General features: G+C 71.7%; 12 protein-coding genes and 1 pseudogene. 7 read left to right on the top strand and 6 right to left on the bottom strand.

The window, feature by feature from the left end:
• Nucleotides 1-461 precede the first annotated feature (461 nt).
• The 3 genes from ABZ845_RS26600 to ABZ845_RS26590 all read right to left on the bottom strand — a co-directional run bounded on the left by ABZ845_RS26600 (nucleotide 462) and on the right by ABZ845_RS26590 (nucleotide 2826).
• Nucleotides 462-1571: a HoxN/HupN/NixA family nickel/cobalt transporter gene (locus ABZ845_RS26600; protein WP_360984053.1), complete on the bottom strand. Its 1110-nt coding sequence runs from the start codon at nucleotides 1569-1571 to the stop codon at nucleotides 462-464.
• A 118-nt stretch (nucleotides 1572-1689) separates the two neighbouring features.
• The gene (locus ABZ845_RS26595; protein ID WP_360984050.1) at nucleotides 1690-1971 is read right to left on the bottom strand and encodes a ribosomal protein L7/L12; all 282 of its coding nucleotides are present in this window, start codon (nucleotides 1969-1971) and stop codon (nucleotides 1690-1692) included.
• Nucleotides 1972-2040: 69 nt separating this feature from the next.
• Nucleotides 2041-2826, bottom strand: coding sequence for an alpha/beta hydrolase (locus ABZ845_RS26590; RefSeq protein ID WP_360984047.1), 786 nt, complete (start codon nucleotides 2824-2826; stop codon nucleotides 2041-2043).
• Between the two features lie 63 nt (nucleotides 2827-2889).
• Here ABZ845_RS26590 and ABZ845_RS26585 point away from each other — a divergent pair, with 63 nt between their 5' ends.
• From ABZ845_RS26585 to ABZ845_RS26575, 3 genes are all read left to right on the top strand, one after another.
• Entirely contained in the window at nucleotides 2890-3351 is a 462-nt protein-coding gene (locus ABZ845_RS26585; RefSeq protein ID WP_360984044.1) for a MarR family winged helix-turn-helix transcriptional regulator, read from the top strand.
• 112 nt (nucleotides 3352-3463) lie between these two features.
• On the top strand, nucleotides 3464-5308 hold the full coding sequence (locus tag ABZ845_RS26580) for an alkyl sulfatase dimerization domain-containing protein (protein ID WP_360984041.1): 1845 nt from the start codon (nucleotides 3464-3466) through the stop codon (nucleotides 5306-5308).
• Nucleotides 5309-5367: 59 nt separating this feature from the next.
• Nucleotides 5368-6609: an amidohydrolase gene (locus tag ABZ845_RS26575; RefSeq protein ID WP_360984038.1), complete on the top strand. Its 1242-nt coding sequence runs from the start codon at nucleotides 5368-5370 to the stop codon at nucleotides 6607-6609.
• A gap of 84 nt (nucleotides 6610-6693) precedes the next feature.
• Here the strand turns inward: ABZ845_RS26575 and ABZ845_RS26570 are convergent, their stop codons facing one another.
• From ABZ845_RS26570 to ABZ845_RS26560, 3 genes are all read right to left on the bottom strand, one after another.
• On the bottom strand, nucleotides 6694-7875 hold the full coding sequence (locus ABZ845_RS26570) for a hypothetical protein (protein ID WP_360984035.1): 1182 nt from the start codon (nucleotides 7873-7875) through the stop codon (nucleotides 6694-6696).
• 134 nt (nucleotides 7876-8009) lie between these two features.
• The gene (locus ABZ845_RS26565) at nucleotides 8010-9185 is read right to left on the bottom strand and encodes a PP2C family protein-serine/threonine phosphatase (protein ID WP_360984072.1); all 1176 of its coding nucleotides are present in this window, start codon (nucleotides 9183-9185) and stop codon (nucleotides 8010-8012) included.
• Between the two features lie 472 nt (nucleotides 9186-9657).
• On the bottom strand, nucleotides 9658-10293 hold the full coding sequence (locus ABZ845_RS26560; protein WP_360984032.1) for an NAD(P)H-binding protein: 636 nt from the start codon (nucleotides 10291-10293) through the stop codon (nucleotides 9658-9660).
• Between the two features lie 127 nt (nucleotides 10294-10420).
• Here ABZ845_RS26560 and ABZ845_RS26555 point away from each other — a divergent pair, with 127 nt between their 5' ends.
• The 4 genes and pseudogenes from ABZ845_RS26555 to ABZ845_RS26540 all read left to right on the top strand — a co-directional run.
• Nucleotides 10421-10897: a hypothetical protein gene (locus tag ABZ845_RS26555; protein WP_360984029.1), complete on the top strand. Its 477-nt coding sequence runs from the start codon at nucleotides 10421-10423 to the stop codon at nucleotides 10895-10897.
• Nucleotides 10898-11254: 357 nt separating this feature from the next.
• A complete protein-coding gene (locus tag ABZ845_RS26550; protein ID WP_360984026.1) occupies nucleotides 11255-12154 on the top strand; it encodes a hypothetical protein in 900 nt (299 codons plus the stop codon).
• 41 nt (nucleotides 12155-12195) lie between these two features.
• Nucleotides 12196-12618, top strand: coding sequence for a hypothetical protein (locus ABZ845_RS26545; protein WP_360984023.1), 423 nt, complete (start codon nucleotides 12196-12198; stop codon nucleotides 12616-12618).
• 314 nt (nucleotides 12619-12932) lie between these two features.
• Nucleotides 12933-13524: pseudogene (locus ABZ845_RS26540) on the top strand (Toxic cation resistance protein); the annotation flags it as partial.

Raw genomic sequence — 13524 nt, 5'->3', positions numbered from 1 at the left:
GAGTCGGGCTGCGGCAAGTCGCTGACCGCGCTCGCGGTGATGGGCCTGGAGCCGAAGGGGGCCCGGGTGCGGGGGCAGGTCCGGCACGGGGCGGCGGTGGCCCGGGACCCGGACCCGGACGGCCGTGGACGCACGGAGGGGTTCACGGCCGTCCGGCCGGGTCCGCGGTCCGGGTCCACCGCCGGGGTGGACGGCCGCGCACACAAAGGTGGGCCCGGCGCTCACCGGGGGAATAGAGCGCCGGGCCCATGGAGGATGGCTGAAACGAGCCGGGGAGAGACAACGGGAAACGACGAGCCGGCGAGAATCACTGGGCTCACCGGTTACTCGCGTTACTTGAGTTACTCGCGTCACAGCTCGCACACATAGTCGATCAGCCCGGACCGGGTGTCAACCTCGTTGAACGCGTGACGACTTCGCTTCTCATCACGCTTCAGCTACATACGGAACATGAAAATCCGCTACTCGGCCGTCTGCTCCGCGGACTGCGCGAGCCCCGCCGTCCACTTCTCCTCGATCCGGGCGACCTTCCACACCACCAGGGCGATCGCCCATGTGGCGAAGAAGAGACCGACGATCACAAAACCGAGGGTGTTCAGGTCGAGGCCCCCGATCCAGTCCCAGAAGGCGCCGTGCAGCCCGAGCTTCTCGGCGAGGAGGCCGAGCAGTTCGACCGTGCCGATGATCAGCGCGACGGCGACGGACAGGCCCGTGATCGTGAGGTTGTAGTAGACCTTGCGCACCGGCTTGGAGAACGCCCACTCGTACGCGAAGTTCATGAACGAGCCGTCGATGGTGTCGAGCAGCGACATACCGGCCGCGAAGAGGACGGGCAGGCACAGGATCGCGTACCAGGGCAGCCCGGAGGCGGCGCCCGAACCGGCCAGGACGAGCAGCGCGATCTCGGTCGCGGTGTCGAAGCCGAGGCCGAAGAGCAGACCGAGCGGATACATCTGCCACGACTTGGTGATCGACTTCATCACCCGCCCGAGGAGGCGGTTCATGAAGCCGCGGTTGTTGAGCTGCTCCTCCAGGGCCGCTTCGTCGTACTCCCCCGAGCGCATCTGACGGAACACCTTCCAGATGCCCGCGAGAATGACGAGATTGATCGCGGCGATGACGTAGAGGAACGTGCCGGAGACCGTCGTACCGATCACGCCCGTCACGTCGTGCAGTTCGGAGTTGTCGTCGCGGACCGGACCGGCCAGCGTCCGCACGCCGAGCGAGAGCAGCAGCGCCAGGACGAAGACGACGCTGGAGTGGCCGAGCGAGAACCAGAACCCGACCGACAGCGGCCGTTTCCCCTCGCCCATCAGCTTGCGGGTGGTGTTGTCGATCGCCGCGATGTGGTCCGCGTCGAAGGCGTGCCGCATCCCCAGGGTGTACGCGGTCACGCCGATGCCGACGCCGAAGGACTTCTCGCCGATGCTGTAGTGCTCGGGCGCGACGATCGCGACGAGCGTGAACCACCCGATGATGTGCAGGGCGAGGATGAACGCGGCCATCCCGCCGAGCCGGCCCCACTCCTGCCGCGTGATGGACGTGCGCATCCTGAGGGAGGACGGGGGCATGGAGCAGGGCCTTTCGTCGCCGGGTACCGCAATCCCCTGTTCTCTGGGTACTGCGGGTCCCACCCTGCTGCACCTGCGCGCTAATTGCAAGATGGTCGCAATAGGGCCCCGACGGGGGCTACTCGCCGATCCGCTCCACGGCGTCCTTCGCCTCCTTGAGGCCGGCACCCGTGAGCTCGCGGTACGCGTTGATCGCCTCGATCTTCCTGCCGTCGCGCGCCAGGGCCGCGACCTGCTCCAGGGCCGGCTCCTCCTGACGGATCCCCAGGTGGCCGAGGATCAGGTCCAGCTTCTGCTCGACACGGACGACCCGGCGGTCGAGGCGCTTGACCCTGGCTTCGACTCCGGCGTAACAGGCGGGGAGGAGGACGACGACGAGAAAGAGAACCCATATTTCCATGGGCCTCGACCCTATGAGCGAACTGTGCCCGAGCCCATGGGACGCGCCCCGCGGCGCACGTGCTGTTGATCACCCCGCGAGAAACGCGTCGATCAGGGCGAGCGTGGCCTCCGGCTGCTCGATCTGCGGCATGTGGCCCGCCCCGGGGACGACCTCGAACCGGCCGTCGCCGAACGCGGCGGCATAGGCGGCGCCGTACGCGGGTGTGACGATGCGGTCGCTCTCGCCCCACAGCGCGAGGACGGGCACCTGGACCCGGCCGAGGCGGCGCAGCAGCTTGGGGTCGTACATGTACGGGTCGCCCGCGATGGCACGGAGTGCGGCCATGTCGCCCTGCCGGAGGGCGAGTTGTCCGGCGGGGACATCGGCCGGGTCGACGTGGAAGCGGTCGGGATCGTGATAGGCGTGCTCGGCGACCCCGCGGGCGTCGAGGGCGAAGAAGTCCGTGCTCGGCTCCCCCTCGGCCGCGACACCGACGGCGTCGATCAGGACGAGCCCGGTGATGATTCTCGCGTGGTCCCGTACGGCCATCTCGGCCCCTATCCAGCCGCCGAGCGAGGAGCCGACGACGAGCACGTCGCTCAGCCCCCGGTCGTGCATCAGATGCAGATAGGCCAGTGCGAGATCGTCGACACCGGTTAGCCAGCCGGGACGCCGGGTGCCGTTCCAGCCGGGGTGCGTGGGGACGATGGTGTGGGCGCCGCGCGCCAGGTGGGCGGCGAGTCCGGCGACGGTGGCGGGGCCCCCGCCACCGTGCAGGATCAGAACGGGCCGGCCGGTTCCGGACTCGGACAGGACGAGGGCGGGCTCGGAGGACTCGGGGCGTCGCATCGTGTGCGTCTGAGAGGTCGTCATGCCGGAAACGATAACTAAACATCTTTATATAAGCAAGCTTAGTCAGGGTGCTACGCTGGTCCCATGGCCGCTGAACTGCAGATCCTCGGAAGAGCCGTCAAGCAAGCCCAGTACCGGCAGCACCGCGCGTTGGACAGCCGGCTCGCGAACGCGGCGGGCACGACGCTCGCCCAGTGGGACGCGCTGCGCGCCATCAGCCGTTCGCCGGGGGCGAGTGCCCGGACGCTGGCCGCGGCGACGTTCCAGAGCGAGCAGGCGTTCGGCACGCTCGCCGGACGGCTGGTCGCGCAGGGGCTCGTGGACCGCCGGCCGGGGCACGGCCGGCGCATCGAGCACCACCTCACCCCGGCGGGCGAGGCGACCCTGAAGGCCGGGCACCAGGTCGCGGACGAGGTCCTCGCGGAGTGCTTCGCACCGCTGTCGGGAGCCGAGCGGACGACCCTGCTCGGCCTGCTCCGCAGACTCACCGACGAGCCCGGCGAGTCCGGTCAGTCCGGTGAGTACGGCGGACCCTCGGCCCGCTGACCCGTGAGGGAGCGGCCCCGGCGGCGCTCCCTGATCCGGCCTGATCCAAGCGAGAGGCCCTAACGGGCCCCCACCGCTGGCCGCGCCCACCGCCCGCGCCGAAGCTGGCCCCATGGACGCCGTGCCCCCTGACGGTCACCCGCCCTTCGAGGACCGGACCGACTTCGAGAACGCCGACCGCGGGTTCGTCGCCGCGCTCGTACCCGGGACGGTGACCGACGAGGACGGGCGGGTGGTGTGGGACGCCGACGCGTACGGGTTCCTGGACGCGGACTGCCCCGCCACCGCGCACCCCGGTCTGTGGCGGCAGTCGCAGCTGTGCGCCCGGCAGGGGCTGTACGAGGTGACCGAGGGTGTCTTCCAGGTGCGCGGGCTCGACCTGTCCAACATGACCGTCGTGGAAGGCCATGAGGGCGTGGTGGTCGTGGACCCGCTCATCTCCGCCGAGTGCGCGGCAGCCGCCCTCGCCCTGTACCGGCGGCACCGGGGCGAGCGGCCCGTCACCGGCCTCGTCTACACCCACACCCACGTCGACCACTTCGGCGGTGCCCGCGGAGTGCTGCCGGGCGACACGGACGCGGGCGTGCCGGTGCTCGCGCCCGCCGGGTTCCTGGAGCACGCGGTCAGCGAGAACGTGTTCGCCGGGCCCGCGATGGCCCGCCGTTCCGGGTTCATGTACGGCGCACGGCTGCCGAAGGCGCCGGACGGCCAGATCGGCACGGGGCTCGGCACGACCTTGTCCGGCGGCACGGTCACGCTCATCCGGCCGACCGTCGACATCACGCACAGCGGTCAGACCGAGGTCGTGGACGGCGTACGCATCCTGTTCCAGCTGACGCCGGGCACCGAGGCCCCGGCCGAGATGAACTTCCTCTTCACCGAGCAGCGCGCCCTGTGCCTCGCCGAGAACGTCACCCACAGCCTGCACAACCTCCTGACCCCACGCGGCGCCCTGGTCCGCGACGCCCGCGTCTGGTCCCGCTATCTGAACGAGGCCATCGACTTCTTCGGCGACGGCTACGACGTGGCCTTCGCCTCGCACCACTGGCCGACCTGGGGGCACGAGAACGTCGTCCGGCTGCTGGTGGAGCAGCGCGACCTGTACGCGTATCTGCACGACCAGACGCTGCGGCTGCTGAACATCGGGCTGACGGGCACGGAGATCGCCGAGCAGCTGCGGCTGCCTCCCGCGCTGGAACACGCCTGGCACGCGCGGGGCTACTACGGCTCCCTGAACCACAACGTCAAGGCCGTCTACCAGCGGTACATGGGCTGGTACGACGGCAATCCGGCCCATCTGTGGGAGCATCCGCCGGTCGAGCTCGCCGGGCGGTACGTGGACGTGGCCGGCGGCCCCGAGGCGATGCTCGCGGCGGCACGCCGGTACGCCGACACCGGTGACCTGCGCTTCGCCGCCACCCTCCTCAACCACCTCGTCTTCGCCGACCCGGACCACACCGAGGCGAAGAGCACGCTGGCGGGGGTGTACGAACGACTCGGACACGGCGCGGAGAACGGGCCCTGGCGCAACATCTACCTGACCGGCGCTCAGGAACTGCGGGGGGACACGGGCGGAGCCGCCGTCCCGACGGACATCGCCGGCATGACCTCGCAACTCACCGTCGACATGCTGCTGGACTCCCTCGCGGTCCGCATCGACGGGCCACGGGCCGCGCAGGAGCCGCGGCTCACCATCGACCTGATCGTGATCGACGAGGAGCGCCGGCACCGGATCAACCTGGAGCACGGCACCCTCACACACCGCGGCCACCCCCTGCACCGCACACCGAAGCCGCACGCGGGCCTGACCCTCACCCTCACCCGCCCCGAACTCCTCGGCCTGCTCGCGGGCAAGGGCCTGGCCGGCATCCGGACGGAGGGAGACCGGAGTCTGCTCAAACGCCTGTTCTCATACGTGACACAACCGGACGTCGAGTTCCCAGTCGTCACTCCGTGACCGCGTACCGCGTACGACGCCCACTGCCGGGGGAGCCGCCCCGCCCCTACCCTGGCCCCGTGACCTCCGCCGCCGCACGTCTCGCTCTGGACCTCACCGCCGACCTCCCGGTCACCTCGCTGGAGGAGTGCTACCGGGATCTGCACCGCCATCCCGAGCTGTCCTCGCGCGAGTACCGGACCGCCGGGAAACTCGCCGGACGGCTGCGCGACGCCGGGTACGAGACCGCCGAGGGCGTCGGCGGCACCGGTGTCGTGGGCGTGCTGCGCAACGGGGACGGCCCGGTCGTCCTGCTGCGCGCCGACATGGACGCCCTGCCGGTCGCGGAGGAGACGGGTCTGCCGTACGCCTCCGAGGTGCCCGGTGTGATGCACGCCTGCGGGCACGACCTGCATGTCACCTGGCTGGCGGGCGCCGCCGGAGCGCTTGCGGCCGGACGTGACACCTGGTCGGGCACGCTGCTCGTGGTGGGCCAGCCCGCCGAGGAGACCGGGCGGGGCGCGCGGGCGATGGTCGCCGACGGACTGTACGAACGCTTCCCGCGCCCCGACGTCCTGCTCGGCCAGCACGCCGCACCGGGCCCGGCAGGACTCTACGCGCACTCCCCGGGACTGATCCTGTCCGCCTCGACGGACGTGGACATCGTCATCCACGGTAAGGGAGGCCACGGTTCGCGCCCGGAGTCGACCGTGGACCCCGTGGTGACGGCCGCCTATCTGGTCACCCGGCTCCAGACCGTCGTCAGCCGGGAGATCGCGGCACGCGACTCAGCGGTGCTGACCGTCGGCCGGATCGAGGCGGGCACCCTGCACAACGTCATACCCTCAAAGGCGCGTATCGCCCTCAGCCTGCGTACGCAGTCGCCCTCGGTCCGCGAGCGGATGATCGCCGCGATACGGCGCATCGCGGAGGGCGAGTGCCTGGCCGCGGGCTGCCCCCGCGAGCCCGAGGTGACCGTGGGCGCCGACTTCCCGGTCACGGTCAACGACGCCGCCACCGACCGCCGTGTCGCTGCCGTGCACGGCGAGGTGTTCGGCACGGACACGGTCTTCGACCCGGGCCCGGCGATGGGCAGCGAGGACTTCCCGCATCTGGCGCCGGACGGTGTCCCGTACGCGTACTGGTTCGTGACCAGCACCCCGGCCGAGGTGTGGGAGGCGGCGCCGGGTGCCGAGCTGATGGAGAAGTTCGCGGCGGTCCCGAGCAACCACAGCCCCCGTTTCGCGCCCGATCTGTCCACGGTCGCGCCCGGCGTACGAACGTTGGCGTCAGGGACGTTGGCCTGCTTGGCGAAGTCGTAGGCGCCTCGGGCCCTTACGGTCTTACATCCATACGCCCATGCACCCACACGCCCATACGCCGATACGTCCATGCGCCCTTCGCTCTCACGGCTGGGTCTGGAGCTGACGGTTCAGCCTGCGCAACTGCTCCTGGACGTGGTTGAGGGCGCCTTCCCTGCGGCCCGGCACCCGTTGTCGCAAGTCGGCCAGGGCGGGGCCCAGTTCACCGGCCCGTACCGCGTCGCCGATGCGGCCCCACTGGTGGTGGGCGCGGTCGACGGCCGCCTCCACCACCGGGTCCTTCGGGCTGAGCCCCGCCGACAGACGGATGTTGGCCACCGCCAGCCAGGTCTCGCAGCTGAGCCCCGCGTCGCCCGCGAGCATCGCGAGGTCGGCACGGACCTCCATCCAGTGCAGCACCTCCTCGGAGCCGGGTCCGTACCGCCGCAGCGCCGACTGCTCCCACCGCTCGGCGAGTTCGGCCGCCTCCGTGTGACGGCCGTCCTGCACGGCGGCGGTGAGCGCGGCGTGCGGGTCCGGGGAGGCGGAGAGCTGGGTCGGGAAGGGCGCGAGCGGGATCGGGGAGCGGGAGAGCGGGGCCGGGAAGGGCGAGGGCGGGGTCGGCGGGGTGTACCGATGAGCGCCCGGCATCGGCAGGTCGGGCGTCAGGACGATGTCCTTCCCCACGCCCGACTCCCCGTACACACGGGCCAGCGTCCGGTCGTGCAGGGTCCGCGGGTCCGGGCGGTGTCCGCTGCGCAGGATCGTGGCCAAAGCCTTCATATACACGGGGGCGGCCGGCGCACGGCGCGACGGCGGCGGGGCGATACGGCCGAACAGCGGGACGGCGGGACCGCAGTCGAGGGAGACGGCGCGCAACTGCTGCCAGGCCTCCTGGTCCGCGTGCAGATCGGCGAACACCGCCGTCGTACCCGGGGACCGCAGCCGCAGCTCCTCACGGATCCAGTGCCAGGGAAGGCCGGTGTAGCGGACCGTCGACGGAGTGGTGCGGGCCAGCGCGAGGTGCGGCAGACGCTGCCGGCGGTCCAGCTGGAGCTGCCCGGCCAGGAACAGCGTCAGCGGGCCCGGGGCGGTCGCGGCGGCCCGCAGCCGGGTGAGGACCGCCTGCGGTTCGAGCGGGTCGGCGAGTTCCACCACATGGGCCGTGTCCGTACCGGACAGCACCGGTGGGGCGACGGCCGCGAGCACCGGGAGCACGGAGGCCGCGTCCACCAAACACCCCTTGCCCGCCGGTGAGGCAGCGAGCAACAGCACGGTTCCGGGCATCGTCCTCTTTCCCGATCGACCCGTTCGATTCGGACCCTCCAGCGAGCACCGTAGCCGCTGCGCGTGCAAAGGTGCGACGAAAGGAGAGCAAACCCGCCCGTGCGGGTCCCCTCATACGAGTCCGTCCGCGTGGCTCATCGCGGGCGTGCCGGGCGTCTGCGCACGGCGAAGATCGTCGTGTCGTCCTCCAGATGGCCGCCGCTGTGCTGCAGCGTGCCGTCCCGGACGAGGCGGACCAGGTTCCCGGGCTCGGCGACACACGGATCCTCGGCCAGGGCGCGTGCCACGAGGTCCCGCAGCGGGAAGAACTCACCGGCGGCGTCCCGCGCCTCGCTCACCCCGTCCGTGAACAGCAGCAGCGTCTCGCCCTCCGCGAGCGGCAGCCGCATGGGGGGCGGCAGGCCCTTGCCCAGCGCGGCGAGACCGAGCGGGAGCCCCTCTCCGAGCGGCAGCGCGCGTACGCCGTCGGCGCCGACCACCAGCGGCGGCTCATGCCCGAAGTTCACGACCTCCACGTACGGGGGCACGCCGTGCGGTTCCTGCGATGCGTCCTGCGGTGCGCCTTGCGATGCGCCCTGCGATCCGTCCTGCGGGAAGCCGACCAGCACGGCGGTGGCGAAGCGTTCGTCGTCGTCGCGGCCGATGGCGGCGCAGTAGAACACATGCCGCCGCATCCGTGCCTCCAGCTTCGCGGCCACCGTGGGGAGGCCGGGGTCGTGGTACCCGGCCTCGCGGAACGTGCCCAGCAGCCCCGCCGCCGCCGCGACCGCACCGAGCCCCTTGCCCTGGACGTCGCCGAGCAGGACGCGGGTGCCCTGCGGACCGGGCTGGATGTCGTAGAAGTCGCCGCCGACGCGGGCCACGCTGTCCGCGGGCAGATAGACGGCCGCGTGGTCCAGTCCGCCCCATCCGGCCGGGAGGGGGCGCAGCACCGTACGCCGTGTGGTGTCGACGACGTCCTGCATGTGCAGCATGCGCCGCTCGCCGCGCAGGCGGACGGCGCAGGCCAGCACGGCGAGCACGCTGCCCGCGACCACCAGGATGAAGTCGGGCAGCCCGGACTGGTACTGATGCGGCCAGGCACGGTCCTCCAGCTCGTAGGTGAGGACGGCCAGCACGGCGATGCCCACCGTGGTGCGCAGCCCGCACAGCGCGGCGGCGATACCCGGGACCAGCACGACCCACGAGATGGTCCGGAAGTCACCGCTCGTGGACCAGTCGAGCGCGGGGATGGCGGCGAGCAGGACGAGGGGCGGCAGCCAGGCGACGCTGCGCCCGCGCACCCGCAGCAGCGGGTGGGTGGTGGACAGCGCGTCGGCGCCCCTGGGGCGCGCTGCCCGGTCACCCTCGGGTCCGGTGCGTCTGTCGCGCGCCGGTCCCGAGGCCCTGCCACGCGCGGAGTGGGTTGCCGGGCCGTCCAGCACGGATTCGTCGGGGACGGAGACGGCGGAGAGGCCGGAGCGGGTGGAGGGATCGGAGGGTTCGGAGAACGAGGCGCCAAGGGTGGGGTGGGCAGGAACACGGCGCGGGAGGCCGAGCCTCGGGAAGAAGCGGTGCTTCCGAAGGAGAGCACCGCTCTGCTCCCCGCTGCCGTGTCGCTCCCCCCGGCCCTCCTCCGGCGGCGGGCCGTAGGGTGGTCGCCTGGTGGGCACCGGCGCTGCCGTCCTTCGTCCGTCCTTCGTACGTACTTTCCGATGCGTGCTTCCTGGTTCCTTCCCTGGTCCGTGCTCCCTGGCCCGTTCCCCTGGTCCCGTGCGTGCTTCCCGCTTCGTGCTTCGGCCGTCAGTACGCCACCGACATGCGGGCACGCGGATGCGCGTCCCGCTCCAGCTCGTCCACGCACGCGACCGCGTAGTCCTCGGCGCTGATCCGGCTGGCGCCGTCCGCGTCGGTGAGCAGCTGGTCGCCGTTCACCCGGAAGCGCTCCGTGCGCTCACCGGGGGCGATCTCGGCGGCGGGGGAGACATACGTCCAGTCCAGGTCGTAGACCGTGCGGTAGTACTCGAGGACGTCGTGGTGGGCGCGCGCCTCGCCCAGCAGCTCCTCGGGGAAGCCGGGCTGCTCGATGAGCTCCTGCCCGGGCGCCACCTCCAGGCTGCCCGCGCCGCCGACCACGAGGATCCGCCGGACCCCGGCCTCACGGGTGCCCTGGACCAGAGAACGGTTGAGCGCGAGGAACGGCGCCCCCGGCTCCGTGCCGTCCCGCGGTGGCGCGCACGCGCTCACCACGGCGTCCGCCCCAGCCGCCAGCGCGGCGACCCTGACCGGGTCCGAGGCGTCGGCCACGGCGGCGGTGACCCCGGGCACGGGTGACTCCCCGGAGCGGCTCACGGTCGTGACCCGGTGGCCGCGCCGCACCGCCTCCGCCGCGATCCTGCGGCCGACCATGCCTGTGGCCCCGAACAGCACGATCCTCATGAGGCCCAGCGAAACACGCCCCTGTCGGCCGCGCATCCCGGCCCGCATCCCGACTTGCCGGCCGCCCCGGGCAGGTGTGCGCTGGATGCGGGGGTGGAGCGGGGGGCGAGGAGGAAGGAGCGTTCCCATGGCTCATGCCGCACCCGTGCGCAGGACCACACGCACACCCGCCACCAGGAGAGGCGCGCGGGTCGAGAGCTACCGCCCGCCCGAGGTCCTCGACACACGTACACACTGGATCGCGCGGATCGCCGTGCCCGTCGCCATCGGACTCGTCTACGGCTACTGGGCCGCGGCGAACATGCGTGACGCCGGCTCCATCACCGGCTGGAACGTGCTGTTCGGCTTCGTCTGCGCGATCGTGTTCGCCGCGCTGTGCTACGCGGTGCTGACCGTGGCGCCGCGCCTGCGGCGTGAGGCACGCGCGACGCTGTGGGCGGTGTTCGTGGGCGTCACGTTCGGCTTCCTCTACAGCCTGACCGGTCACAGCGTGCTGCGCAGTTGCGGTATCTCGCTGGCGGTGGCCGTGGGCACGTTCCTGTTCGACTTCTACCGGTACTACACGCACGAGGAACCGGGCGAGGACCACTGGCGAATGGCCTGAGCCCCCTTCCCGCGCAACCGCCCCCGTACGTCTGAGAGCGCCTCCCGGCGCACGAGGCCCCGGCCGTCGGCCCACACCGACGCCGGGGCCTCATGCGTCTCCCTCACTCACCCGTCACCCGGGATCGCTCCCGGGAGCCGGTCGAGGAGCCCGAGTCGTCTCTCCTCACCACCAGATAACACCCGTTCGGGTGAACCCTCCACCCGAGAGCGGGAACCGGGGCATCAGGGGCCTGACGCGAGTCCGCCACCGCTCGTACCACCGCATTCCCCCATCCGATTGTCACATCCACCCGATTGCATGTATTTCGCTCGCCCATCACTCGCCGACCGCCGGGCGGCACGGTTCGCTGATGATGTGTCTCGACGTGCCAGGAGCGTCGTCTCCTCAGTGCTGGTCGTTCTCGCGTGCCTGCTCGCGCCGCTGGGCGTGCTCGCCGCGTGGGCGACGTACGCCATCGAGGACGGTTCCCGCTACGCCGCGACCACCGCCGCACTGGCCTCCGACACCCAGGTGCGGGAGGCGGTCGCGTCCGCCGTCACCGACGGCATCATGCGCGAAATGCACGTCGGCCCGCCGCTTCAGGGCTCGGTGCACGCCTTCGTCCATGACGCGGTCCGCTCGTTCACCGGCACCCCGGCCTTCCGCACCGCCTGGGACACGGCGAACCTCAGTGCCCACGACGCCGTGATGCGCGCCCTGCGCGACAACGGGGACCGCCCGGTCACCATCGATCTCGCCCCCGCCGCCGAACGCATGAAACGGCAACTCACCGACGAGCACGTGCCGTTCGCGGACCGCATCCCGGTCGCGCACACGGAGGTCACCCTGCTGCGGTCGGCGGATCTGACGAGACTCCGGAAGGGGTTCCACGTGCTCGAAGTCGCCGGTTTCTGGCTGCCCATCGCCGCGGTCGGATTCGCCCTGACCGGCATCCTGGTGGCCGTGTACCGGCGCCGGGCCGTGCTGGCGACCGGGCTCGGCACGGCGCTGGGTGCCGCCCTGCTCGTCGTGGCCGTCGCCGTGGGGCGCAGGATGACGCTGGAGGACCTCCCGGCGGACGTCTCGCACGCGGCGGCCGGCGCGGTCTACGACGCGCTCACCAAGACCCTGCGAACGGCCTCCTGGCTGCTGATGGCGCTCGGCCTCACGGTCGCCCTGGTCGCCTGGCTCACGGGGATGTACGCACGTCGCCGCCGCGCATCCGCATCACCCTCACAAACCCCCGCGGAACAGCCGACGCGCGTCCAGGCCTGAGGGCAACCGAGGCGAATCCGCCCAGAAGAGGAGGCAACCCCATGGTCCAGCACACCACACGCACCCCTCACCCCAAACAGGAGGCCTGGGCCACCGGTGGCACGGCGTTCGCCGGGGTCCTGATGGTGGTCGGCGGCATCGTGGGCGTACTCAACGGCATCGCGGGCATCTCCACGAACAATGTGTACGTCCACGTCGGCGACTACGTGTACCAGTTCAGCCTCACCACCTGGGGCTGGATCCACCTGGTGGTCGGCGCGCTGGTCGCGATCACCGGCTGGGGCGTGCTCCAGGGCATGGAGTGGGCGCGCTGGGTGGGCGTGGGCCTCGCGGCCCTGTACATGATCCTCTACTTCATGTTCCTGCCGTATGCCCCGGTCTGGTCCGTCATCGCCATCGCGATCGGCGGGTTCGTGATCTGGGCGCTGGTGATGGCTGGGCGCGACAGACCGACGATGCCGTAGGCCCCCCGCCGGCGCCGCTTCTCGGCCCTCTGGCCTCACGCCCTGGAATCCCAGGGCGTGAGGCCTTTCAGCGCTGTCGGGGGAACCGGGCCATGACGCATCGCGTGACGGCGGTCGGGGGGGCCGGATGGCGGACGGCGGAAGGGGTGATTCGCGGCGCGTCGGCGGGGCCGGTAACAGCGTGATTGCGGTCTTGACATAAGGCGCTTCCGATGGCCGGACCCTGCCCAAGATCGCCACCTGTGCCCGTTAACCTTACGTGTCCGTCCTGGCCAGGGATCGACGGGCACCAACTCACGCGAAGGGTTGCGCACATGGGCATTCTCACTCTCCTGCGGAACGCGTTCGGCCGCTCACGCAAGGGTCGCTCCGCCGAGGGCGAGCCCTCGCAGGAGACACCGACGCCCGCGGAGCCGACGGCTTCGGCACGGGCGCATGCGGCGGAGCCGGAGACGCACGGCACGGAGTCCGCCGAGCCGGCCGCGGCACCGGGGATCCCGGCGCAGCAGTCGTCGGACCCCTCGGAGGAACACGACCTGGTGTCGGCGGCGTTCGACCACGTGACCGTGCCGAGGCAGGCGACGTCGACGGATGAGGAGACGGCTCCTGAGGCGTCCGCCGACACGCCGGTCGTGACCGAGGCGGAGGCCGAGACCGCGCAGCCGCAGGCCGCGGAGCCCGAGACCACCACGGAAGAGCCGCAGGCCGCGGAGCCCGAGCCGGTCGCCGAGGTCACCCCCGAAGCGGAGACCGGCACGGCCCCCGAGCCCATCGGCGAGGTGCCCCCCGGACCCGAGCCGGAGAGCACCCCCGAACCGGATACCGAGGCCACCGCCGAGCCCGAGCCCGCGGCCGAGGTGACCGCCGAGCCCGAACCCGAGCCGACCCCGGAACCCGCCGCCGAGG

This window comes from Streptomyces sp. NPDC047022, from assembly GCF_040644155.1.
Classification (GTDB): domain Bacteria; phylum Actinomycetota; class Actinomycetes; order Streptomycetales; family Streptomycetaceae; genus Streptomyces.
This window is presented reverse-complemented; position numbering and strand designations above follow the sequence as displayed.